Source organism: Streptomyces sp. AV19, assembly GCF_015999245.1.
GTDB lineage: Bacteria > Actinomycetota > Actinomycetes > Streptomycetales > Streptomycetaceae > Streptomyces.
In genome coordinates this window covers 126,838-150,017 of record NZ_JAEAMR010000006.1, presented here as the reverse complement: position 1 = coordinate 150,017, position 23,180 = coordinate 126,838, and the positions used below count along the sequence as shown (strand labels likewise).

20 protein-coding genes and 2 pseudogenes are annotated in these 23,180 nt (G+C 73.1%); 14 read left to right on the top strand and 8 right to left on the bottom strand.

Annotation, left to right across the window (positions count from 1 at the left end):
- The first annotated feature begins 155 nt into the window (after positions 1–155).
- The 4 genes from I5Q34_RS08480 (at position 156) to I5Q34_RS08465 (ending at position 3,815) form a co-directional block, all read left to right on the top strand.
- Complete coding sequence (locus I5Q34_RS08480; protein ID WP_199891573.1) at positions 156–776, top strand: RNA polymerase sigma factor; 621 nt, start codon at positions 156–158, stop codon at positions 774–776.
- On the top strand, positions 773–1,747 hold the full coding sequence (locus I5Q34_RS08475) for a CU044_5270 family protein (protein ID WP_199891572.1): 975 nt from the start codon (positions 773–775) through the stop codon (positions 1,745–1,747). The genes I5Q34_RS08480 and I5Q34_RS08475 overlap by 4 nt, the downstream gene beginning before the upstream one ends.
- Before the next feature lie 273 nt (positions 1,748–2,020).
- Positions 2,021–2,776, top strand: a complete 756-nt coding sequence (locus I5Q34_RS08470) for a class I SAM-dependent methyltransferase (RefSeq protein WP_199891571.1) — start codon at positions 2,021–2,023, stop codon at positions 2,774–2,776.
- 100 nt (positions 2,777–2,876) lie between these two features.
- Complete coding sequence (locus tag I5Q34_RS08465) at positions 2,877–3,815, top strand: hypothetical protein (protein ID WP_234428613.1); 939 nt, start codon at positions 2,877–2,879, stop codon at positions 3,813–3,815.
- A gap of 41 nt (positions 3,816–3,856) precedes the next feature.
- Here the strand turns inward: I5Q34_RS08465 and I5Q34_RS08460 are convergent, their stop codons facing one another.
- The 3 genes from I5Q34_RS08460 to I5Q34_RS08450 form a co-directional block, all read right to left on the bottom strand.
- Complete coding sequence (locus I5Q34_RS08460; protein ID WP_347343468.1) at positions 3,857–4,738, bottom strand: amidohydrolase family protein; 882 nt, start codon at positions 4,736–4,738, stop codon at positions 3,857–3,859.
- On the bottom strand, positions 4,624–5,016 hold the full coding sequence (locus I5Q34_RS08455; RefSeq protein ID WP_199891569.1) for an amidohydrolase family protein: 393 nt from the start codon (positions 5,014–5,016) through the stop codon (positions 4,624–4,626). Before I5Q34_RS08455 ends, I5Q34_RS08460 begins: the two co-directional genes overlap by 115 nt.
- A 408-nt stretch (positions 5,017–5,424) precedes the next feature.
- Positions 5,425–6,132 (bottom strand): SDR family NAD(P)-dependent oxidoreductase, encoded by a 708-nt coding sequence (locus I5Q34_RS08450; RefSeq protein WP_199891568.1) that lies wholly within the window; start codon positions 6,130–6,132, stop codon positions 5,425–5,427.
- Between the two features lie 72 nt (positions 6,133–6,204).
- Between I5Q34_RS08450 and I5Q34_RS08445 the strand changes: the two genes are divergently transcribed.
- Positions 6,205–6,798, top strand: coding sequence for a MarR family winged helix-turn-helix transcriptional regulator (locus I5Q34_RS08445; RefSeq protein WP_199891567.1), 594 nt, complete (start codon positions 6,205–6,207; stop codon positions 6,796–6,798).
- Here I5Q34_RS08445 and I5Q34_RS08440 read toward each other — a convergent pair.
- Positions 6,744–8,153, bottom strand: a complete 1,410-nt coding sequence (locus tag I5Q34_RS08440) for a selenium-binding protein SBP56-related protein (protein WP_199891566.1) — start codon at positions 8,151–8,153, stop codon at positions 6,744–6,746. The two genes, I5Q34_RS08445 and I5Q34_RS08440, sit on opposite strands and share 55 nt — an antisense overlap.
- A gap of 86 nt (positions 8,154–8,239) precedes the next feature.
- Positions 8,240–8,627, bottom strand: a pseudogene (locus I5Q34_RS08435) (MarR family winged helix-turn-helix transcriptional regulator); the annotation flags it as partial.
- Positions 8,628–8,695: 68 nt separating this feature from the next.
- On the opposite strand from I5Q34_RS08435, the pseudogene I5Q34_RS08430 reads away from it, so the two are divergent.
- The 4 genes and pseudogenes from I5Q34_RS08430 to I5Q34_RS08415 all read left to right on the top strand — a co-directional run.
- Positions 8,696–9,142, top strand: a pseudogene (locus tag I5Q34_RS08430) (CoA transferase subunit A); the annotation flags it as partial.
- 203 nt (positions 9,143–9,345) lie between these two features.
- On the top strand, positions 9,346–10,323 hold the full coding sequence (locus tag I5Q34_RS08425) for a helix-turn-helix domain-containing protein (RefSeq protein ID WP_199891565.1): 978 nt from the start codon (positions 9,346–9,348) through the stop codon (positions 10,321–10,323).
- A 206-nt stretch (positions 10,324–10,529) separates the two neighbouring features.
- Complete coding sequence (locus tag I5Q34_RS08420) at positions 10,530–10,763, top strand: type II toxin-antitoxin system VapB family antitoxin (protein ID WP_199891564.1); 234 nt, start codon at positions 10,530–10,532, stop codon at positions 10,761–10,763.
- Positions 10,760–11,167: a PIN domain nuclease gene (locus I5Q34_RS08415; protein ID WP_199891563.1), complete on the top strand. Its 408-nt coding sequence runs from the start codon at positions 10,760–10,762 to the stop codon at positions 11,165–11,167. The genes I5Q34_RS08420 and I5Q34_RS08415 overlap by 4 nt, the downstream gene beginning before the upstream one ends.
- A 255-nt stretch (positions 11,168–11,422) precedes the next feature.
- On the opposite strand, the gene I5Q34_RS08410 is transcribed toward I5Q34_RS08415, so the two are convergent.
- Complete coding sequence (locus tag I5Q34_RS08410; protein WP_234428612.1) at positions 11,423–12,277, bottom strand: helix-turn-helix domain-containing protein; 855 nt, start codon at positions 12,275–12,277, stop codon at positions 11,423–11,425.
- 274 nt (positions 12,278–12,551) lie between these two features.
- Here I5Q34_RS08410 and I5Q34_RS08405 point away from each other — a divergent pair, with 274 nt between their 5' ends.
- Positions 12,552–15,284, top strand: coding sequence for a LuxR family transcriptional regulator (locus tag I5Q34_RS08405; protein ID WP_307811658.1), 2,733 nt, complete (start codon positions 12,552–12,554; stop codon positions 15,282–15,284).
- A gap of 160 nt (positions 15,285–15,444) precedes the next feature.
- Here I5Q34_RS08405 and I5Q34_RS08400 read toward each other — a convergent pair whose 3' ends face one another.
- Positions 15,445–16,446, bottom strand: coding sequence for a threonine/serine dehydratase (locus tag I5Q34_RS08400; RefSeq protein ID WP_199891561.1), 1,002 nt, complete (start codon positions 16,444–16,446; stop codon positions 15,445–15,447).
- A 71-nt stretch (positions 16,447–16,517) separates the two neighbouring features.
- On the opposite strand from I5Q34_RS08400, the gene I5Q34_RS08395 reads away from it, so the two are divergent.
- The gene (locus I5Q34_RS08395; RefSeq protein ID WP_199891560.1) at positions 16,518–17,174 is read left to right on the top strand and encodes a TetR/AcrR family transcriptional regulator; all 657 of its coding nucleotides are present in this window, start codon (positions 16,518–16,520) and stop codon (positions 17,172–17,174) included.
- Between the two features lie 12 nt (positions 17,175–17,186).
- Here the strand turns inward: I5Q34_RS08395 and I5Q34_RS08390 are convergent, their stop codons facing one another.
- Positions 17,187–18,296, bottom strand: a complete 1,110-nt coding sequence (locus tag I5Q34_RS08390) for an esterase family protein (protein WP_199891559.1) — start codon at positions 18,294–18,296, stop codon at positions 17,187–17,189.
- A 293-nt stretch (positions 18,297–18,589) separates the two neighbouring features.
- Between I5Q34_RS08390 and I5Q34_RS08385 the strand changes: the two genes are divergently transcribed.
- From I5Q34_RS08385 to I5Q34_RS08375, 3 genes are all read left to right on the top strand, one after another.
- Positions 18,590–18,976, top strand: a complete 387-nt coding sequence (locus I5Q34_RS08385; RefSeq protein ID WP_199891558.1) for a VOC family protein — start codon at positions 18,590–18,592, stop codon at positions 18,974–18,976.
- 373 nt (positions 18,977–19,349) lie between these two features.
- Positions 19,350–21,353, top strand: coding sequence for a hypothetical protein (locus I5Q34_RS08380; protein WP_199891557.1), 2,004 nt, complete (start codon positions 19,350–19,352; stop codon positions 21,351–21,353).
- Between the two features lie 57 nt (positions 21,354–21,410).
- Complete coding sequence (locus tag I5Q34_RS08375) at positions 21,411–22,931, top strand: ABC transporter substrate-binding protein (RefSeq protein WP_199891556.1); 1,521 nt, start codon at positions 21,411–21,413, stop codon at positions 22,929–22,931.
- Positions 22,932–23,180: the final 249 nt, after the last annotated feature.

The window sequence follows — 23,180 nt, the reverse complement described above, 5'->3', positions numbered from 1 at the left end:
CGTTGTGGCGTGTGCAATCGTGAAGGGGGTGCGAAGGCGGACAGGCTCCTCGGCGCGCGATCCCGCAGCCCGCCCCATGTGACGTGGATCACCGGAACTCCCTCCCGCCCGTGGAGAGGTACTGGTCATGAACGGAAGAAGAGCGAGGGGCGTGCATGCGCGACCGCATACGGGCGGGTGACCGTGAGGCGTTCGCCGAGCTCTATGACGAGTACGCGCGAACCGTCTACAACCATGCCTTCCGGCTGACGGGCGACTGGTCGTCGGCCGAGGAGGTCATGTCCGAGACGTTCCTGGAGGCGTGGCGCACCCGCGGGAAGGTGGAGCCGGAGGGCGATTCGCTGCGGCCGTGGCTCCTGGGCATCGCCACCAACAAGGCGCGCAACGCCAACCGGGGGGTACGCCGCCGGCTGGCCTTCCTGACCCGGCGGCCGTCGGCGGACCCGGTGCGGGACTTCGCGGACGAATCGGCCTCGCGTATCGACGACGGCCGTGAACTGGCCGCGGTGCGCAGGGCGTTGAAGGCGCTGCGCCGTCCGGAGCGCGAGGTCCTGGCGCTGTGCGTGTGGTCCGGACTGGACTACGCCCAGGCCGCCCAGGCGCTGGACGTTCCGGTGGGCACGGTGCGTTCCCGCCTCTCGCGCGCCCGGGCCCGGCTCCGCCGGCTGACCGACGAACAACTCACCGCGGAATCCGGGCGCGCGCGGCCCGGCCGCACGGCAGGGGAGAACATGGCCGTTCCCGCGGCCCTGGCCGTCCAGGAGGAAGCCCGATGAACACCACCGAGCACCAGGACCTCGCCCGACGGCTGCCGGCCCCGGCCGAGCGGGACCTGCCGCCGGGCCGGCACCTGCATCACAAGGAACTGCTGATGCGCACCATCGACGGCGACCGGCCCCGGCCGCGCCGGCACCTGGTACGCCCGGCCTTCGCGCTGCCCGCCGCCGCGGCGGTCGTGGCGGGCGCCCTGGCGGTCACCGCCCTGCCCGGATCGCAGGACCGCACCTCCGGGACGCGGGTCGCGCCGGCCGAGCCCGGCACCCCGCGAGGAGCGGTGGTGCTGCTGGACCGGATCGCGACCGTGGCGATGAGGACCGACACCAAACCGGTGCGGGACGACCAGTACGTCTACGTGCGCAGCCTGGCCACCGAAACCGTGCACATCAAGCCGGTCGAGGCGGGAGGGCTCAAGGAGCGGGAGGACTGGGTGCCGCAGGACCCGCGCCCGTCGAACGACGGCGGGGTCTTCCGCGAGGACGGGAAATTCCTCAACATGAACCTCACCGGCCACAAGCCGGCGGGCATCGAACGGCCCACGTACAAGTGGCTGGCCTCCCTGCCGGCCGACCCTGCCGCGCTCCACGAGCGGATCCGCAAGGAGACCATGCCGATCCAGGGCCAGGACTTCGGTCAGACCGTCTTCGACACCTTCGGCACCCTGCTGTCGAGGAGCGTCATGCCGTCCCGGACCGAGGCCGCGCTCTACAAGGCCGCCGCGAAGATCCCGGGCGTGGTGCAGATGCCGGACGCCGTCGACGCGCAGGGCCGCCACGGTGTCGCCATCGCCCGCGAGGACCGCCAGCTCGGTCAGCGCACCGAGTGGATCTTCGACAAGAAGTCCCTGAAGTTCCTCGGCCAGCGCACCTACCTCACCAAGACCGGTGACTGGGGCAAGGCGGGCACCCTGGTCCGGGCCACCGCGATCCTGGACCGGGCGGTGGTCGACCGGGCGCGCCAGATCCCCTGACGCGGCGGACGGGAGGACCTCCCGTCCGGTCGATGTGATCGGGCGGGATCCTCCCGTTCCGAGGCGGTGGGAAAGTCCGGCAGCCGGGGGCATCGGCCCGCTCCGCCACCGCGAGGGTTGATTTTCATGAACGCCCTGCCCTGAACTCCCTCTGCCCGAGCACGGTCACCGAGGGCCGAGAGGGCCCTCCGGGCCTGGACGGCCTGTCGGCCGACCGGCCCGCGGACTACTCTGCCGCCTGCCCGAAGCAACCGGTCGTGGAAGGGAGATGCGATGACATTCGAGTACCCGGAGCGGGATATCTCGGTCAGCGACGTGAACTTCGATGCGGCGTACCAGGGACAACCCGTGGCCGAGGGCGCGCCCGTGCTCTTCGACCGGGTGCCATGGGACATCGGCGCGCCCCAACCGGTCCTGGTCGGGCTGGAGGAGGCCGGTGAGGTGCGCGGGAGGGTCCTCGACGTCGGGTGCGGCCAGGGTGACAACGCGATCTTCCTCGCCCGGAGCGGCCACGAGGTGACCGGCATCGACATCTCGCCGACGGCCATCGGGCAAGCGGTGGAGCGCGCCGCGGAACAGGGGGCCGAGGCCGAGTTCCTCGTCGGCGACGCGGCTGGTCTGCACGGTCTGGACGGCCGGTTCGACACTGTTCTCAGCAGCGCCTTCTACCACTGCCTGCCGGAAGGGGCGCGCACGGAGCACCTGGCCGCCCTGCACCGGGTTTGCCGGCCGGGAGCCCGGCTCCATCTGTTCACCTTCGGCGAGGACCTCGACAACGGTTACCCCGTCCCCACCCGCGTAGACCGGAACGAGCTCCAGGGCCGGCTGGGCCTGCACTGGAACATCGTCGATGTCGAAGAGGCGCTGTATTCCACCTCGTTCACCGCCGAGGTCCTGCGGGAGATCAACGACAGGATCGCCGCCCTCTCGGGCGAGGACCGCCGCCCGGCGGGCGACCGGCCCTGGCCCCGCGACGCGGACGGCCGCATCCAGCTCACCATGTGGCACTTCCGGGCCGACCGTGCCTGAGCGCGGGGCGCAGCGCGCCGGCAGCCGTCCTCCGCTCGGGGTTCCGCGCTGAGTACGCGTACTCATGTGCGCCAGGACGCCGGCTGACAGGCTTCGCGGTATGAGCAGTATGAAAAGTGGCAGAGGGGCGCCGGCGGTCCTGCATCTCCTCCTGGTCTGGGCGTTGATGGCGGCCGTGGTGCCGACGCTCGGTTTCGGGCTGGTGGTGACGGCCTGGGGCGGTGGGGCCGGTGCGACGGTGCCGGTCTTCGCGCTGGGTGTGCCGCTGGCGCTGGGCCTGCTGGCCATGGCGGGCGTACCGGTGCGGACCGTGGTGCCGCTGTGCGGCTCCGTGCCCAAGCGGCTGGGCTGGGCGGTCCTGGTCTTCGTCCTCGGTACGCTCGGCGTCCTGGCAGGTCTGGCCGCCTACGGCGGGGACGTCGACCTGGGGAGCGCCAGTACCCGGATCGCGCTGACGGGGGTGCCGTACGCCGTGGCCGCGGCGTTCTTCGTGCCGAGCCGGCGGGTGCGGCTGGGGGCGCTGGCCGTGCTGGCGGCCGGTGTCGCCTACGGGGGTTTCGTCGGCCCGGCACAGGCGCAGGAGCGCCGGCACGAGGCGGAGGCCGCGCGGTACCGGGAGCATCCGGAGCTGCTGTACCTGGGCGCCGCGCCGCGGGGCATGGAGGTGTCCCGTGCCGTGGCCGGCCCCGCCTCCTTCGGCGTCGACTACCGCTCCGTCCGGCAGGGGCAGGACCAGTCCGGGTACGTGGGCCTCACGGTGCGCCCGCCGCTCACGCCGGCGCCCCGATGCCCCGAGCCCGCGGAGAAGGACGAGGCCTGCACGGTGGACGCGCACGGCGGGATGCTCACGGTCCGCGGCTTCCCCGACGGCACCCGCGCCGTCACCCTCACCCGCCGCCTCCGGAACGCGGAGGCCGAGGTCACCAGCCAGACCCTCGGCGAAGCCGGGCTGCGCCGTCTCCTGGACACTCTGCACCCGCTGTCGGACGCGGAGCTGGAGAAGCTGATGCGGGAGAAGAAGATCGACCACAGAATCTGAGCCGTGCTCGCCCGGCCGGGCGAGGCCGGGCGGGGGAGCGGCTACCGCTCCGGTGCGGCGAGGCGGCCGCGCAAGGCGTCCGCCTGCCGGTACAGGCGCGGGAGGGCGTCCGCGTCGAGGAGGCGGCCGCCTTCCTTGACGACGCGTCCGGCGACGACGACGGTGTCGACGTCGCCCCGGTCCGCGGCCAGGACCACGGCGGCGGCCGGGTCGTGGACGGGACGCATTCCCGGACGGCCGGTGGAGAGCACGATCAGGTCCGCCTGCTTGCCGACGGTGAGGGAGCCGGTGCGGTCGTCCAGGCCCAGGGCGCGGGCGCCCTCGATGGTGGCGAAGGACAGGACCTGCCCGGCGGTGACCATGACGGGGCCCGAGCCGTCGAGGCGGGCGCGGGCGTGGGCGGCCTGGCGTACGGCCTGGAGCGCGGCGCGCATCTGCGTGAACATGTCGCTGGGGACGGTGACTTCGACGTCGGCGCTCAGGCTGGGGGCGAGTCCCGCGTCGAGCGCGTCGAGGAGCGGGGGATAGCCCTGGCCCATCAGCATCTCGATCGCCGGCGTGATGGAGAGGTGGCCGCCGCTGTCACGGATGAGGGCGTACTGGGAGGCGTCCAGGTCGGTGGCGTGGATGTAGGTGGCGCGCCGGCCGTGCGCGGCGAGCAGGCCGAGCCGCCGCAGCATGGTGAGCGGCGGTTCTTCGCCGATCCGGCCGAGGACGTGCAGGGCGACGGGCAGGTCGAGTTCGGCGGCCAGGCGCCAGTTGGCCAGGGTTCCTTCCTCGCTGCCGGTGGTGACCTCCAGCGCCATGGTCACCAGGGCCGCGTCGTCGAAGAGGAGGGTCCGCAGCCGGGCGGCGTCGCGTGAGAGGCCGTCGGGGGCGACGCGGTCGGTGCGCCGGGCGGCGAAGGAATGGCCGTAGGCCAGGACCGTGCGCAGCCCGGTGGCGCGCAGGGCCTGGAGGGCGGCGTCGGAGTGTTCGGGGGGGCGTGGATGTTGGCCACGTCCTGGACGGTGGTCACGCCCGCGTCCAGGGCGGCGTACGCGCTCAGGGCCTGGCCCAAGTGCACGTCGTCGGGAGTGAATTGGGCGGCGAGGTCCCCGGCGACCCGGGAGAAGTAGCCCTCGAGCGTCATATCGGCGCCCACCCCGCGCAGGGCGGCCTGCCACATGTGCCGGTGGGTGTCGATGAAGCCGGGCAGCACGATCGCGCCGTCGGCGTCGATGATCCGTGCGCCGTCGGGGCGTCGATGTCCGGGCGGATCTCCGTGATCACGCCGTCGCGGGCCAGGACGTCGGTCGCCCGCCCGCCCGGCGACGGCCTCGACGGCTCGGTACCGGCTTGGCCGGCCAGTCGCCTGCCCGGCAGCGAGTGGGACGGGCCGGCTGCTGGCGGAACGCAGGCTCTACATGCCCGCCCAGTGGCAGGGCACGACTCCCATGGCATTGGAGCGGGCGCGACTGCGGCGGCCCCCGCCGGCGCGCACAAACCGCAAGACCGAAATTCACACTCCGTCCCGACTGCCCACCCCGCAAAGCGTTCGTCGTCCAGGTAGTCGCCGCGCTCATCCGCAAAGTGGGACTGCAACGGATCCCCCCCCGAGGGGCCGAGGTCACCGCGTCGTGAACGCACCGCCGTTGACGTGAATGGTCTGGCCGGTGATGTGCCGGGCTCCCGGCGAGGCGAGGAAGTGCGTCGTCCCGGCGATGTCCTCGACCGTGCCCGGGCGCTTGATGTGCGTCTCCTCGGCCAGCGCGTTGTGGCGTTCCTCCGTCATCCGGCCCTGGAAGAAGTTGGTGCCGGCGATGTAGCCCGCGGCGATGACGTTGCTGGTGATGCCGTGGGGGCCGAGGTCGGCCGACAGTGAGGCGCTCCAGGCCGCCAGTGCGGCCTTGGCCGCGCCGTAGGAGCCGCCTCGGCGCTCGGCCCCGATCGAGCCGATGCTGATGACGGAGCTGCCCGGGGCGAGTTTGCCGCGGACCGAGGTGGTGGTCAGGACCGCGCTCAGCAGGTTCTGGGCCAAGTTGGCCTGCCACTCGGCCAGTACCGCCTCCAGGGTCGATCCCCCGACGGACGGCAGGCCGCCGGCCGCGTTGACCAGGACGTCCAACCTGCCGAAGCGGGCGGCGAGTTCCGCGACCTGGGCGGGGTCGGTCGCGTCGCAGACCGCGCCGTGCACCCCCAGCTCCTCGGCGGCCTGTCCGACGGTGTCGGCGTGGCGTCCCGTGATGTGGACCTCCGCCTGGTCGGCGGCGAACCGCGCGGCGACGGCGCGGCCGATGCCGCTGGTTCCTCCGGTGACGAGCACGGTGCGGGACAAGGATCGGACCTCCTGCTCACTGCTACGTTTAGACCTAAACGTATCCCGCACCCGCCTCGCAAGGACCGCACTGTGGCCAACACCACTTCCGCAACAGGGGACTTCGTACCCTCCTACCCCGCAGCGCAGATCGCCGCCGCCTGGCGGCGGGAACGCCCCGGCACGCCGACCGGGTCGATCGAGATCGTCACGCCCATATGGTGGCTGGGGAAGCTCTTCGCCAACGACCGCAACCAGGTGCTGCGCGAAGCGGGGATCGACGCGGCCACCCTCGACCTGCTGTCCGTCATCCGCCGCTCCGGCCCGCCCTACACCCTCAGCACCCGCGAGATCGCCCGGCTGTCCCTGGTCACCGCCGGGGCGATCTCGCAGCGCGTCGCCCGGGCCGAACGGGACGGCCTCGTCCGGCGGACACCGGGGACCACCGGCCGCCGGACCATACTGGTGTCCCTCACGCCCGACGGGCACGCGCTCATCGAGCGATCCGTCGACGCCGTCCTCGGCCGCGAGGCCGAACTCGTCAGCGATCTCTCGGCGGACGAACGCGACGTCCTCACCACGCTGCTGGAGAAACTGATGGCCGACGTCCGGCGGCGCACCGCCGCCCAGGATCAGGTGAAGCAGTACGAGTCGGACGACGCGTCGCCGCCCTGCAACCGCACCTGATGGACGCGGCGGCCCCGGAACTCCGCGCCGCGCGGGAAGAACCGCACATCGGGTACGAGCCCGCCGCGCACGGGGTCCACGTCGAACTTGGCCAGCCAGGGCTCGACGCCGTCCGGGTAGAACTGGTCGTCCCAGGAGCCGTACAGCGAGTTCGTCAGGTAGACCCGGCGGCCGTCGCGGCTGAGCTCGACCATCTGCGGGCCGCCCGACAGCGGCAGGTCCGGCGCCGCCGGATGCGGTGCGCGGTCGACGACGCCGCCCAGGCGGACGGACGCGGTGCGCCGCGGGCGGAACGGGTCGCTGACGTCGTACTGGAACAACTCGCCCGTCCCCCACGCCGAGACGTACAGCCGGCGGTCGTCGACGGACAGGTTGATGTCGGTGACCAGGGGCGGCACCGCGCCGAACGGGCGCAGCGCGGGCGGCAGGTCCTCCGCCTTCGCCGGCTCCGCCGGGATCGTGATCACCTTGCGGACGGCGAACCGGCCGTCCTTCTCCCGGTGCCACAGCCACACCGACGCCGACAGGTCCTCGACGTTCACGACGACGCCCACGAAGCCCCAGGCCGCCGTCGGGTCGTGGGCCGGGCGCAGCTCCAGCGTCATCTGGTGCTCGTCGCCCAGGTCGACGCGCTGGAGGTGGCGGCCGGCGCCGAGTTCCCAGAAGTGCAGCGCGTGGCCGTACTCGCGGCCGAGCAGCAACTCGGGGTCGACGCCGTCCTCGATCATCGAAGGGGTGCCCCACTCGCTGGTCACCGCGATGTCGTGGTTGAGGTGCCACCACACGTCGTACGCCAGCCGCTGCGGCCCGCGGTCGGTCTCCCAGGCGCGCAGGACGTCGAAGGTCTCGTGGTCGAGCAGGGCGACGCCGCCGGGGCCGTCGGCGCCGTGGGCCCCGCCGAGGCAGGAGAGGAGGACGCCGTCGGGGCCGCAGTGCAGGGTGTGCGGGCGGGAATAGCCGGCCTTGTCGGCGAGTTCGGCGGCCTCGATCACCTTCACCAGGCGGGGGCTGGCCGGGTCGGGGTGGGTGTCGAAGACGTGGATGCGGGAGGAGCGCAGGCCGGGGGCCAGTAACCAGCGCCGTTCCGCGTGGTGGTGGCCGGCGTGGGCGAGCGAGCTGGAGCAGGCGTTCCAGCCGAAGTGGTGCAGTTCGTCGCCGAGTCCCGGGACTTCGGAGATGCTCAGGACACGTCCGTAGGAGGCGGACGCGGGATCGGTGTCGAGGGTGAACAGGGCGTCCGGGCGCTGTGCCGTGCGGTCGAAGCCGGCCAGGTAGGCGAGCTTCTCCGGCGGCGCGGCGGCGGCGTCGGCCGGGGTGCGGTAGATCGTCGGGTCGTGGCCCTGTGCGGTCGTCATGAGGGGCCTCCTCGGTCGCCGATGGTGGTCGGCGAGCCTCGCACAGGGGGCGGTGCCTGCCAAGGGGGCGGCTGCAGAGGGCCGGGTCAGGACGCGGCAAGTGGCGCCTCCGGACTGCGCAGTTGCTCCGCCGCGTCCGACACCCCGGCGCATGAGGGACGGGAAGAGCGCCTGTTCCTCGGGGGGGGGGAGCGGGGAGAGCGGGGACAGGAGGATCTGGTTCATCCGGGCCGTGCGCACGGTGAGTTTGCGGTGCGTGCGGGCTCCGTCCTCCGTGAGGCGCGGTACGGACCGGCGGCCGTCGGCCGGGTCGCGGACCTTGTCGAGCAGGCCCCGGCGGGTGAGCCGGCCGATGGCCTCGGCGATCGTCGAGCGGTCGAGACCCACGCGCTCGCCCACCGTCCGCTGGTCCAGGCCCGGTTCGGCCATCGGCGCGTTGAGGACGCCGAACTGCGGCAGATGGTGCGCCTCCTGCCGACTCGTTCGTCAGTGTGCAGAAGAATAGCGTGGCGGCGAACGTCCTCATCCGGGCGGTGTAAGCGCGCGGGGTCCGGGAGTTGGGCGTCGTCTCCGACAACTGCGGGGCGAGGGGCTCCGGCCTCGCCCTCCTCCTCGCCACGGGCCGGATCTCCCGCGTGACCGGCTCCTGCATCGGCGCGAACCAGGAGTTCGCGCGCCAGTACCTCGCCGGCGAACTGGAGGTCGAGCTGATCCCGCAGGGCACGCTCGCCGAACGCCTGCGCGCCGGCGGCTGCGGCATCCCCGCCTTCTGCACCCCCGCCGGCGTCGGCACCCAGGCCGCCGAGGGCGGACTGCCCCGGCGGTACGACGGGCGGGGCGGCGTCGCGCTCGCCTCGCCGCGCAAGGAGGTGCGGGAGTTCGACGGCGCCGCGTACGTCCTGGAGCACGGCCGCCGCACCGGCTTCGCGCTCGTCCGGGCCGCCCGGGGCGACCGGCACGGCAACCTCGTCTTCGGCGAGTCCGCCCGCGCCCGCCGTGACGCCAGGCCGGTGCCGGGGCGACGACGTGCCATCGCGTGCACACGTTCTTGCCCGGGGGCGCACGGCCGGGGGCGTTGAACCGGGCGAAGAGGACGGTCACATGACCTAATGGACCGCCGTGCGCCGCGTACAGGCTGACCGTGTGCCGCCGACCGAGCAGTCCGCCGACCGAGCAGGAACCAAGGAGCCCCATGCGCACGCACCCCGCGACGTCCCCCCTCCCCGGTGACGGACGGCTCGCCACCTGGCAGCAGGGCGTCGAGCAGGCTCTGACCGCCTCGGTACGGGCCAGGACGCGGCAGGAGCACGGCTTCGCCGGCACGCTCGACGTACAACACCTCGGCTACTTGCGCGTGCTGTCGCTGGAGGCGGACCCCGTACGCCTGAGCCGGACGTCCCGGCACGTCGACGGCGCCCCCGCCGACGGGATCGTCGTCGCCCTCCAGCAGGCCGGGACCGCCGCCCTGACGCAGGACGGGCGCGGCACCGCGCTGCTCCCGGGCGATCTGGCCGTGATCGATCTGCGGCGGCCGTTCTTCCTGGAGCAGGAACAGCGCTTCCGGCAGCGGCTGTTCCGGCTTCCCGGGCGGGTTCCGGACGTGCCCGAGGCGCGGTTGCGGACGGTGGCCGGGCGTGCCCTCGCGCCACGGGAGGGGACGGCCGCGCTGCTGGCCCCCCTTCTGGAACGCCTCGCGGACCGCGCGCCGCGCGTCGCCCCGGCCGTGGGCGACCTGCTGGCCGGCAACGTCGCCGACCTCCTGGCCGCGCTCGTGGACGAGCACGCGGAGGGTGAGGACGACCGTCCGGTCGCGGCCCGCGACCACCTGCTGCCCGTCGTGCGCCGCTACATCGACGAGCACCTCGACGACCCCGGCCTCACGCCGGAGACCGTCGCCCGGGCCCACCGCATATCCGTCCGCTACCTCCACCGGCTCTTCGAGGGCGAGGGGGTGACCGTCAGCAGGCTGATCCAGCGGCGCCGCGTCGAGGAATGCGGGAAGGAACTCGCCCGGCCGGCGGCGGGCACGGCCGGTCCGACGGTGTCCGCGGTGGCCCTGCGCTGGGGGTTCTGCAGCCCGGCGCACTTCAGCCGCGTCTTCAGGACGGTGTACGGGCGCTCGCCGCGGGAGTGGCGCACGGCCGGCGGGCTCACCATCCGTCGGTCGTGAGTCGAGCCCCGCTCGCCCCACCATGCGGCAGTAGTGCAGATAGATGTACAAGGTCTGTATGGTCGATCCGGGTGTGCGGAGGCTTGGCCTGTCGGATTACGGCTTCAGCGGGTATCGGCCGGTGCGGCTCGTTCCGTCGGCGGGGTCATGTTGGTGATGTATCTTGGATGCATACATACGGTTGGTTCACAGGTGGGGTGATCGGCGTGTCTGTAACCCAGATCGACCTCGATGACGAGGCGCTGGCCGAAGCCATGCGACTGATGGGCGCCTCCACGAAGAAAGAGACTGTCAACGCGGCCCTGCGGGACTACGTGGCCCGGATCAAGCGGCTCGAAGCTGCCGAGAAGCTGGCTGCGCGGGGTGAGCAAGGTGAGTTCGAGGCCGCAGCGGCTGCGCATGCGGCTGCCAAGCGTGCCCGGCGGGCGGCCTTCGAGTGATCACGTACCTCCTCGACACCTCTGCCCTCTGGCACCTCTTCCGTGTTCCGGGAGCGTTGCTCCCCTGGGAGGGACACATCGCCGCCGGCGTCTTCCACATCTGCGAACCCACCAGGACCGAGTTCTTGTACTCGGCCACCGGCCCGGCGCACCGCGACGAACTGGCCGAGGAGTTGGACGCCCTGTGCCGGCTCTCGCCGGTCCCCAAGAACGCGTGGCGCTGGGTGGACACCGCGCAGTACAAGCTCACGCAACAAGGACAGCACCGGTCCGCGGCCGCCCTCGATCTGCTGGTGTGCGCGACGGCGGTGCACCACGGTCACACCGTCCTCCACGTGGACAACGACTTTGTGACCGTGGCGAATGTGCTCAAGGAAGTGCAGCAGCGGGACGTTCGCACCTGACCGGAAACCCGCTGTTGTGTGGGTGGCCCCGGCGGGCGAGCTGGTCGGTCCTGCGGGTTCTGCTGAAGGGGCTGCCAGGAGACCGCTGCGGGGACGGAAGGGCGGGTAACGGGTGGGACGCCCCGGGAACGGGGGGGGAACGACGCACCGCTCTGACCTGCGGAAACAGGGAATTCCGGATCTTTTCGTGGCCGGGCTGGAAGATCCGCGAACCACGCGTGGACCAGTCGGTGTAAGGCGAACCGGTCCGGCCGTTCACGCCTCCGGCTCGGCGCGGACGTCGCGCCAGGCGGTCGGCGTCAGGCCGTAGGCGGCGCGGAAGGCCCGGCTGAAGTACGCGGGGTTGGCGATCCCCCAGCGCTTCGCGACCGCCGCCACCGCCGGCCGGGGCCGGCCCGGTTGGGGACGGGCCAGTTCCCTGCGGCATTCCTCGAGCCGGCGCCGCTGGATCCAGCGGCCGACCGTGGTGCCCTCGGCGGCGAACGCCTTGTGGAGGGAACGGGTCGAGATGTGGTGGTGGGTCGCGATGCTCTCGGGCGTGAGGTCGCGGTCCCCCAGACGCTCGTTCACGTACGCCCGCAGGCGCGGCGGCAGGCCGTGCCGGTCCCCGGTGCCGAGGGCGTCGGCGTCGTGGAGTCCCGCCTCGGCCGCGAGGGTCCCGAGCAATCCGACGACGCAGGCGGCCAGTTGCTCCGCCGACCGCGGCGACCGGCCCGGTGCCGTGGCGGCGAGGTCCCGCAGCAGGGGGCCCAGCAGGGGTGCCACAGTGCCGCGGGTGTGCGGGTGGAGGCGGCACAGCAGCTCGACGTCCAGCCGGTCCAGCCCCAGGACGTGCCGGGGCACGCCGAGGAGGTGCAGCTCGAAGTCCTCCGCCTCGTGGAAGGCGAACGGGACGGCGGCGTCGAGGACGACGAGGTCCAGCGGGCCGCACGCGAGGACCTCGCCGCGCTGGACGAAGCTCGCGAGACCCCGTGCGTGGACCGCGACGACGACCTCGTCGCCGGTCCCGGCGGCCGGTGGGAGGACGGACGCCGGTACCACGACCGACGGCGGGCCCGCGACCGTACGGATCCGCGGAAAGCCCAGGGGCCGCGGGGTAATCGGGGTCATGGTCGCGGAGCTCATGGCTCTCCCTGATGTCGCTCGGGCCCTGAGAAGCGGGCGGGATGCCGGTGCGCCGGGCGCTCCGGATCGACGGCCCCCAGCCTGCGTCCGGCGCGCCGGACGCCCGTAGGTCGTTTGACTGACCGGCCGCTGTCCGCCGCACCCACCTTGATGATCTTGAAGGGGCGGGCGGGCGCTATCCTGAGCCGCGCGCCGGACCACGGCGTGTTCCTGAGGGGTGCGCACCACCCCGAAGTGCCCGAGGGACAGGGGAGCGTCCGTGGTGTCGTTGGCCGGTGGCGGCGGACTCGTGGGACGGCAGCGGGAGACGGCACTGCTGAGCCACGCGCTGGACGACGCGCGGACCGGGTCGGGAGGCTCGGCGACACTGCTGCGCGGCGACGCGGGCATCGGCAAGACCGCCCTGCTGGAGTGGACGGCGGCACGGGCGCACGACGCCGGGTTCGCCGTGCTGCGGGCGGTGGGCGCCGAGGCCGAGACGGAGCTCGCCTTCGGGGCGCTGCACCAGGTGCTCTGGCCGCTGCTGGAGCGTTCCCGAGCCCTGCCGCCACGTCGGAGGGAAGCGCTGGAATGCGCGCTGGGACTGCGCGAAGGACTCCCGCCGAACGGCTTCATGGTGGGCGCCTCCGCGCTGACGCTGCTCGCGGAAGCGGCACGCAGACGACCCCTGCTGCTCCTGATCGACGACCTGCACTGGGCCGACTCCTCCAGCGCGACCGTGTTCGCCTTCCTCCACCGGCGGATCGCGGAACTGCCGCTCGTCATCGTCGGCACGTGCCGTCCCGACGGCGCCGCCCCGGAGGGGTGGCCGGCGCAGCCCGTCGAAGTCGGCGCCCTGGCCTCCGCGGACGCGGACGCCCTGCTGCGCCGGCAGCACCCCGGGCTGGCCGCCTCGACCGCCGACCGGGTGCTGCGGGAGGCCGCCGGCAACCCCCTGGCCCTCGTGGAACTGCCCCGCCAGCTGCGCGAGGAGCACCTCAAGGGCATCGTCCCCCTCCCCGAGCGGCTGCCGCTGGGGCAGCGGCTGGAGCGGCTGTTCGCCGGCCGGCTGCGCTCCCTGTCCGCCCCGGCCGCCCGTACCCTGCTGCTGACCGCGCTCGGCGGCGGCACGACGTCCGGCACCACCGGCACCTGGCCGCACGAGGTCACCGGGGACGCCGCGGAGGCGGTGCTCGACGAGATCGAGGGCAGCGGGCTGGCCGGGCTGGACGACTCCGGGCGGCTGGCGTTACGGCACCCGCTGGTGCGCAGCGCCGTCGTCTCCGCGGCCCCCGGGCCCGAACTGCGCGAAGCCCACCGGACCCTGGCGTCGGGCCTGGCGGCGGACGACCCCCGCCGGCTGGTCCACGAGGCCTCCGCGGCACTCGTCCCCGACGAGGACCTCGCCGCCCGCCTCCAGGAAGCGGGCCGACGGCTCGCCCGGCGCGGCGGCGACGCCGAAGCGGCGCTGCTCCTCGACCGGGCCGCCGCCCTCAGCGCCGACCCCGGCTCCCGGGCCCGCCGGCTGACCTGGGCGGCCGTCATGGCCGCCCGGAGCGGCCGGCTCACCTACACCGTCAAGCTCGTCGAGGAACTGCGGCAGGCCCCCGTGCCGGCCGACATCGCCCCGCTGTTCGCCTACGCCGTCGTGTACGCCGACCAGAGCCACCGCGTCGACTTCGCCTCGTCGTGCACCCTGCTGCCCGAAGCCCTCGACGCCCTCGCCGCGCCCGGCGCGGAGTCCTTCGGCGGACTGGCCGAACAGGCCTACTTCAAGCTGCTGCTCGCCGCCACCTACACCGACGACGCACAGATCTGGAGCGCGCTGGAACGCCACCGGGAGAACGTGTCCCCGCTGGCCCGGCTGTGCCACCGCGCCTGGTCCGACCCGGCCCGCACCGCACACGGCGTGTCCGAGGAACTGCGGCAACTTGTAAGGGAGTTGAGCGAGGAGCAGGAAGCCGGGAGCGCCTGGCTCCTGCTGTGGACCGCCTCGGCGGTCGACCTCGCCGACGACGACATGTGGCGGCGCATCCGGGGACAACACGCCTACGCCACCCAGGGATCGGTCGCGAAGGCCCGCTGCTACCAGGACTTCCTGCGCGGCAACTGGGACGCGGCGGACGACTGCCTGCGCGAGGCGGAGACCGCCGAGGAACTCGGCTACCACTGCAACGCGCTGCTGTTCCGGCACTACTACGCCCACTTCGCCGCCGGACGCGGCGACGAGGAGGCCCTGCGCGAGACCGAGCGGCGGATCAGACCGGTGGCGTCCCGCGCCGGCATGCGATTCGTCACCGACCACCTCACGCACCTGAACGCCCTCGCGGCCCTGGCCCACGGCCGCCACGAGGACGCCTACCGCGACCTGGCGGCGCTCACACCGCCGGGCGTCCTGCCGCGCGGCCTGCCCTGGTTCCACCTGCCCTTCTTCGACTTCGTGGACGCTGCCGTCCACACCGGGCGACGGCAGGAGGCCCGGGCGCACCTGGCCGCGGGGCGCGCGGCACGGATGACGGAGATCTCCGCCCACCACGCCTTCCTCCTCGCCGCGGCCACCGCCCTCGCCGCGCCCGACGAGGAGGCCGACGCCCGCTACCGGGACGCCTGCGCCGTACCCGGCGCGGACCAGTGGGCCTTCGGACTCGCCCGCCTCCGCCTGTCCCACGGCTCCTGGCTGCGCCGCCACCGCCGCTCCGAGGCCCACGACGTCCTCCGCGAGGCCCACCGGACGTTCCGGGCACTGCGCGCCCGGCCCTGGGAGGAGCGCTGCGCCCAGGAACTGCGCGCGGCAGGACACCGCGTGGGCCCGGCCGGCGCCGGACACGCACTCCTGACCGGCCAGGAACTGCGCATAGCCGAACTCGCCGCGACGGGCCTGACGAACAAGGACATCGGCAAGCAACTGCGCCTGTCCCCGCGCACGGTGGCCGCCCACCTGTACAAGATCTTCCCCAAGCTCGGCATCACGTCGCGCGCGGCACTCGCCCGGGCGCTGCGCGACGAGCGGTGATGCCGGGGCCGGTCACCGTCGGCCTCCGCGAATGCCCTGAGGCCCGGCCGGCTCTTCCCCGGCCGTCACGCCGGGCCGCGGCGCCGGTCACGGGGGCGCGCCCTGGCCCCAGCGCTTCGTCGACAGGGCGATGCCCTGATGCTTCCTTCGGGCTGTCCGGTCAGTGCCCGGCGGGGCGGTTGACCAAGTCGGTCGGGTCGGTGTTGGCTCCGCAGAGGACCACGCAGACCTTCTCGCCCGCTTCGGGCCGGTAGCCGCGGCCCGGTATGTGTTGGCCCGGTGAGGTGAGGGCGGCGAAGGCCGTGGCGGCGGCGTGCTCGACGGCGATGCGCTGGTCGTCCCACAGTGCCTGGCGGGCGCGGACGATCCCGGTGTCCGGCACCAGCACGGAGCGGACGCCGTCCTGCCGGGCGGCGTGCAACGCCATGGCGGAGGCGCGGCGGGCGCCGAGGGAGTCGGAGGCGACGGAGTCCACGGTCACGTCGACCAAGTGCCCGGCCTTGAGGGCGGCGTCGAGCGCCCGGCAGTTCTCCGGCTCGACCGCGACGGTACGGATGCCGTGGTGCCGGGCGGCGGTGGCGACCCCGGCGAAGAGGCCGCCCCCGCCGACCGCGACCACGACGGTGTCGAGGTCCGGTATCCGCCGGTGGATCTCCTCCAGCAGGGTGCCGGCCCCGGCGGCGATCAGGGGGTGGTCGTAGGCGTGGGAGGCCAGCGCGCCGGTGGCGGCGGCGAAGTCCTCGCACGCGGCCAGCGCCTCGGCGTACTCCGAGCCGACCAGGCGCACGTCCGCGCCGTACCCGCGGAGCCTGTCCACCTTCACCGCCGGAGCGGTCCCGGGGAGGAAGACCGTGGCCCGAACGCCCTGCTGCCGGGCGGCCCAGGCGCATGCGAGGCCGGCGTTGCCGCCGGAGGCGATGGTCACCCCGGAATCCGGCAGGGTCCCGGCGTCCCGGTGGGCCTGGACGAAGTTCTGCGCGCCGCGGGCCTTGAACGAGCCGGTGTGCTGCATGAATTCCAGCGCCAGCCACATCTCGCACGGCTCCTCGGGCCGGTCGCCCCGGATCGCGCCGGGGTCGAGGCGGGAGAGGGTGACCGGGCGGACGCGCCCCGCGATCCGGCCGGTGGCGGCCTTGATGTCGCCGTACGTGAGTTGGTGCACCGTGTTGCTCCTGTGAAGTGGGACGGCCACGACCAGGCGTGATCGATACGCCGTACCGTACGATGTCTCTCATGCCGAGGCAATCCACTTCCCTGACCCGCGCGACTCCCGAGCGGATCGCGGAGCAAGCCCTGCTGATCGTGGACCGGGACGGGCCCGCAGCGCTCAGCTTCCGCACGCTGGCCGCCGCGCTGGGCATCTCCGTCGCGTCCCTCCAGCGCCGGTGCACCGACCTGGCCGGGCTGCTGGACCTCGTCACCGACCACCTCGCCGCCGGCCTGCCCGACATCGAGCCCGGCACCGACTGGGCGAGCGCCACCGAGCGGCGGTTCACCGCGCTGTACGAGCTGCTGACCGCCCACCCGGGCCTGGTCGCCCTGCGCGGCGGACGGCCCTGGCTGGGCCGCCAGCTGCTGGGGCGGCTGGTGGAGCCGCAGCTCGCCGACTCCCTCGCGGCCGGCATGACCCCCGAGGACGCGATCGTCACGTACCGGCGGCTCTACCTGCTCACCCTGGGCAGCGCGAGCTTCGTCGACCACCGCGACCCGAAGTCCGCCCAGGCCACCACCCGGCGGGCCCTGGCCGCACTCGACCCGGAGGAGTTCCCGACGCTGACCGGCCACCTTCCGGCGATCCTGCCCGCCGTGACCGACCACGAGGTCTACTACGGCGCGCTCCGCCGGCTCATCCGGGCCGCGGCAGCGCCCGGGCGGACAGCCGGCGAGTAGCGGCCGGCATCCTCAGGACGTCGTGGGCGTCGGTCCTTCCAGCTGGTCGCTGATCCATTTCAGCGGATTCTGCATGTTCGAGAGGTACGTTCCGGCGTTGTGCGAGCCGCCCGGTATCTCCCAGAGCTTGGTGTGGACCGGTCCCTTGCCGTACGTGGCGATGAACTTCTTCACGTCGCTGATCATCTTCCCGTTCTCCTTCGTCCCGTACTGGAAGGCGAGGTAGACGTCCGGCCCCTTGGTGTCCGCCAGTTGCTCGGCCAGGACCTCGGGGTTGTTCTCCCGCATCTCCTTCGCGTGGCCGCGCCACAGCGGCGAGTCGGGCACGATGTCCGGGCCGTTGGCCACGGCCGCCTTGAACTTGTCCGGGTGCTTCAGTACGGACTTCAGGCTCGCGAAGCCGCCGGTGGACGAGCCCATATAGGCCCAGCCGTCACGGGACTTGATCGTGCGGAAGTTGGCCTTCATCAGGTCCGGGACGTCCTCGGTCAGCCAGGTGCCCATCTTCTGCTGGCCGGGGATGTCACTGGCGTCCCAGTAGATGCCCTTGTCGTCCGGCCCGGGGTTGAGCACCGGCATGGCCAGGAGGAACGGCTTGCTGGTGCCCTCGTGGTACCACTTCGAGATGCTGCTCTGCAGCGACACCTTCTGCTTGTCCGGGGTGTCGAAGGGCCCGATCCAGTAGTTGCTTTCGTAGCCGGGGCCGCCGGGGAGGGCGATCAGCACGGGGAAGCCGCTCTTCGCGAACTTCGGGTCGTCGGTGTACTCCTTGGGCGCCCAGACCCACACCTTGCCCTTGAACCCGGACTTCTTGCCGTCCAGCGTGACCACGCTGATCTTCGTGCCGTCGCTCTTCGTACCGGCATTGCGGAAGTCGGCGTCCGGGCCCGTGGGCATCAGGGTCCCGGAGTCGGCGGGCTTCCCGCCGTTCGCGCCGTCGGCCCGGCCGTAGCTGACGGGATCACCCTTGTCGGTGAACGGCGGGATCTCGTAGTAGCTCATCACCGGCCAGGCGATCAGCCCGAGCGCGGCGACGGACGCCACGACGACGAGCCAGCGCCGGGCACGGGACGCACGGCGGCGGCCCCGGGACCGGTAGACCCCGGTGGGTGAATTCGACATCCTGCTGCTCCTGCTCCGAAAGGCGGCGAGACGGTCAGTTCCGTCCTTCTGGATGAGCGCGCTGGTACGAGAGGTTCCGGAATCGTCCCGTGAGTCCATCTTTGTCACGGAACCCTCATACAAGGCAGCTGCGGGACGAATTCTTCGCCCGCCTCTTCGATCAGGTGGCGGCAGGGCGCCCCATGCGATAGGCAAGTCTTCACTGGCCTGCCGTATGGGCCACCCTGTCGTATGGGCCACAGAGAGCGATCGTGACCCGATGGCTCAGGCCCGAAGCACCGGAGGGCACGCCCATGAGGATTCATCTGTCCAGCGTCTTCGTCGACGACCAGGCCAAGGCCCTGGGCTTCTACACCGACGTCCTGGGTTTCGTGAAGAAGCACGACGTCCCGCTGGGCGAGGCCCGGTGGCTGACCGTGGTCTCGCCGGAAGACCCCGACGGGACCGAACTGCTGCTGGAGCCCTCCGGCCACCCCGCGGTGCAGCCGTACAAGACGGCGCTGGTCCGGGACGGCATCCCGGCCGCGTCCTTCGCCGTGGACGACGTGCGAGCGGAGTACGGCCGGCTGCGCGGGCTCGGGGTGCGCTTCACCCAGGAGCCGCTGGAGATGGGCCCGGTCACCACTGCGGTTCTGGACGACACCTGCGGCAACCTGATCCAGATCGTGCACAGCAAGTAAGGGGCCGACCCGGGCGCCCCTCGCGATTTGCCTTCCACGCTCACGCCGTCCGGGGTGCGACGGGGTGGCCCCGGACGTCCCGCCGCGCACTTCCTTCGTCGACGATCGACAACGTCGATTCCGCCCGCTGAGCGGGTGGCCGTCCGCCCAGGGGCTGCCTGCGCACAGCGAGGGGCTGGAGGGGCTGTTGCAGCCACTGGAGTCGACAACTCCCTTTATTCGCAGTCGGATTCGGCTGTCACCGGAGTGAAATCCCTAGGCTGACGGCCCGGCTGTGACTACCCTCGATCCACCGTGAAACTCTTCCCGCGGGTGCTGCCGGGGCGGCCGGGACGCCGTGGCGGCCGGGGGCCGGACATGCCGGGGGGTACGCATGTACGGGCGTGACGCTCTGCTCACGGGGCTCGTGCCCCGGCTCGTCGGGCTGACGCCGGAGCACCGGCGCGCCCGCCTGGAGTACGGCGACGACCTGCCCGTGGTGCTCCTCACCGGCGCCCGCGGGACCGGCAAGACCGCCGTGCTCGAACAGCTGCGGAACACCTACCGGGGGCACCTCCCCGTCGCCCTGATCGACTGCGAGTCGCCGGAGTTCGCCGGCCCGCCGCACGGGAGCCGTGCGCCGTGGACACCGGTGACCGAGGCGCTCTACGCCCTGGGCGAGCAGCTCGTGCCCAAGGTGCGCGGCGCCGGCGAGGTGCGCTTCCCCCGGCTGGCCGCCGGGCTGCTGGCGGCGGCCAGCAGCGGCTGGGCGCCGGACGAGGACGAGCGGATCCGGGCCGAGGCCGTGAGGCTCGGGCTGCTCCTCGCGCCCGACTCCTGGTGGGACAACCAGGGCCGCACCTGGCTGAACAAGGTGGTCACCAAGCTGAGCACCCTGGCCACCACCGGCATACCCGCCGTCGACATCGTCGTCGAGGCGACCGTGGAATCGCTCCTGGAGGAGCTGTTCAACCGCGGCCAGCGCAAGGCCGCCGACTGGTACGGGAGTTACCCCAACGCGGGCGGGAACACCGCGCGCGGGCTGGTCCTCCTCGGCCGGCACTTCCACCGGGGCGACGGACACCGGGCCGTCGCCGAACGCCATCTGGCCGGCGCCCTGCGCGCCGACCTTGCCGCGGCCTACGCCGGCGTGGGCCGCCTGCGCAGGATCGGACGCCCGCTGGTCCTGCTCGACAACGCACAGGCCGAACCCGGCCGCCGGATCCTGGAGTCCGTGCTGCACGACCGGCACGAGGGCGGCCGCGACGGGACCGTGGTGATCGCCGCGCGGCGCGGCGCGGCCACCGCGGCACCCGAGCACGCGGTGCGCCTGCGCTTCGCGGAGCTCGCCCGCCCGGGCCGCTGGGGGCGCGGCCCGGAGCCCGGATCCGGGGTCCTGGCCGCGCCGATTCCGGCGCTGGAGGCCGAGGACGTGCGCCGCATCTTCGACCGGGTGGAGGCCGCGCCCGGCGGCGGGCCCGCCGGCCTGTACCGCGCCGTGCACTGCCTCACCGGCGGCCGCCCGCTCGCCGTCCGCCTGCTGGCCGAGGCGGTGGACCGGCTGCCGGACGGCCGGGAGGCCACCCCGGGGGCCCTCCTGGACGCGCCCGCCCAGGGCACCGGGCGGACCACCGGCGCGGAACTGCTCCACCGGCTGGTGCCGGCGGACTGCCTGGAGGGCCTGGTGATCCTCGCCGCCGCCCGCGACCCCGGCTCCGCCGAGGCCCTCGCCGCGGTCCGGCTGCAGTCCCGGGGCGGCGTCAACGGCATGCACCGGGCCAAGGACCTGCTGCGCAGGGAGGGCTGGGACGAGGACCCGGACCTCTTCGTCGCCGACCTCCTGCTGCGGTCCGCGCTCCTGCACCGGCTGTACCGCCAGGACCCGGACTCCGCGAGCTGGCGGGCCGTCCACCACACCCTGCGCGACTACCACGCGAGCGGCGAGTGGCGCGGCCGCCCGCACATCCCGTCCCTGCCCCTCCGGCTGCACCACGAACTCGCCCTCGGCCGGGCCGAGTCCGCGGTGGTCCACCTCCGGGACGCCTTCCGGCGGCCCGAGGTGCCGGCCCGGCAGTGGCTCGACGAACTCCTCGCGATCACCTCGGCACCGTACTTCGCCGTCCCGGACCACCGGGGGGCCGTCGCCCTGGGGGCCACGGACCCCCGGCAGCCGCCCCCGGACCACGACGACGACCCCGTCCTCCACTTCCGGATCCAGCGGCTGCTGCACGCCGTGTGGCTGGTCCGGGACCCGCTGGCGCTCCACGACGCCAGGGTCGTCGAGAGGATGTCCCACGAACTCGCGCGCCTCTCCGACCTGCACCGGACCGGCAGTGACGTCCTGTGGCAGGCATCGAGGGAGTGGGCGCTCGGCGCCGGGCAACGGTGCACCTTCTGAAACCGGTTTCCCCGTCCGCTTCCTTCCCCGTCCGCTTCTGCATCCGGAGAGCGCTTGATGAACAGACTGGTGGACGCCTTCCGCGACCTGTTCGCCCCCAACCTCCTCACCCGGATCGTCGCCGTGACCGCCGCCGTGGCCGTCCTCGGCGGCGCGGCCTGGTTCGCCTGGGGCTTCTTCCACCCCGACACCTCCTGTGCCGACGGGGTCGGGAAGACGGGCCCGGAGCAGGAGTGCGTCGGGGTGTCCGGGGACGGATTCGTCTTCGGCAACAAGGAGTTGGGGAAGGTCGGGGAGGCCATCGCGCGCGAGAACGCCGCTCTGGAGCCGGGCACGTACGCGACCGTCGCCGTGATGATGCCGTTCCTCTCGGACGACCCCACCCGCCGCTCGACGATCCTGCACGCGGTGCAGGGGGCGTTCCTCCAGCAGTACCGGGCCAACCACGAGTCCAACGGGGAACGGCCGGCGATCCGCCTGGTCCTGGCCAACACCGGCAAGGACAGCGCCCATTGGCGGCCGGTCGTGGACCGGCTGATCGCCATGACCGAAGGGCCCGACCGGCTGCGGGCCGTGACCGGCATCGCCACCAGCGACCAGGCGACGAAGGACGCCGTGACCGCGCTGACCAGGAAGCACGTTCCCGTGGTCGGGACGACCATCACGGCCGACGACATCACCAACAACGACCGGCAGGAGCCCTTCCCGGGCCTCGCCCGCGTCGTCCCCACCAACCGCGACGAGGCACGCGCCCTGACCCACTTCGGCCGGACGGACCCCAGGAAGTCGCTGCTCGTCCACGACCGGAACCCCGACGACCGCTACGCCCGCACCCTGCGCGACGTGTTCGACCGGCTCCTGGCCGACTCCCCGTACCAGCCGCAGCCCATCGACTCCACCGACACCGGCAGCACGGCGAGCACCGCCCGGCAGATCGCGCTGTTCGTCTGCGGGGCGAAGGACGCGGAGAACGTCTTCTTCGCGGGCCGGCACGCCCAGCTCCGCGAGTTCATCAACGCGCTGAGCGCGCGCCCCTGCCAGGACCGGCCGGTGACCGTCCTGACCGGTGACGAGGGTTCGTACCTCGGCAGCGACACCGAGCTGGACAGGAACGCCGTCAAGCACAAGGTCACCGTCCGCTACACGGCCCTCGCCCACCCCGACGCCTGGCGCGACGCCTCGGCGCCCGCCGCCGGCGGCTCCCGGAGCACCTACGACACCTTCGCCCGGCTGGCCGCCAGGGGAGTGGACCTGGGGATCGGGACCCTCAAGTACGGCGACCTCACGGACGGCCAGGCCATCGTCGCCTACGACGCGATGGCCACCGCCGTGCAGGGCATCCGCACGCCGGACCCGGGCCACGTGCCCGGGCTGGTCACCGTGGCCAACGAGTGGCCCCGGCTGATGGGACCCCAGCGGGTGGAGGGCGCCGGCGGGTGGATCTGCCTGGACGTGCACGGGAACCCGTACAACAAGGCGGTGCCCGTCATGGAACTGTCCGCGGACGGCAGCCCCCGGTTCGTGAAGATCTCCTGGCCCGAGGGAAGGCCGCCCACCGACTGCATTCCGCCGAGGTGAACGGCCGGTCGTCCATGGTCGTGACGGAAGGCCGCGGTCGCCGGGGCGAGCAGGCCGGGCGCGGTGGCGGGCAGGGGGAGCCGCGGCGGCGCGGCGAACTCCCGCACCGCGCCGGGAGATCCACGAGGGCCCGCAGGCCGTGGAGAACCGGGACTCCGCGAACCGCGACCTGTTCCCTGCCCGACGGCCACGACCGCGAGGCCGCAGGGGACGACGAGTCGTACGAATGGGCCCGGCAGCCCGTTCCGG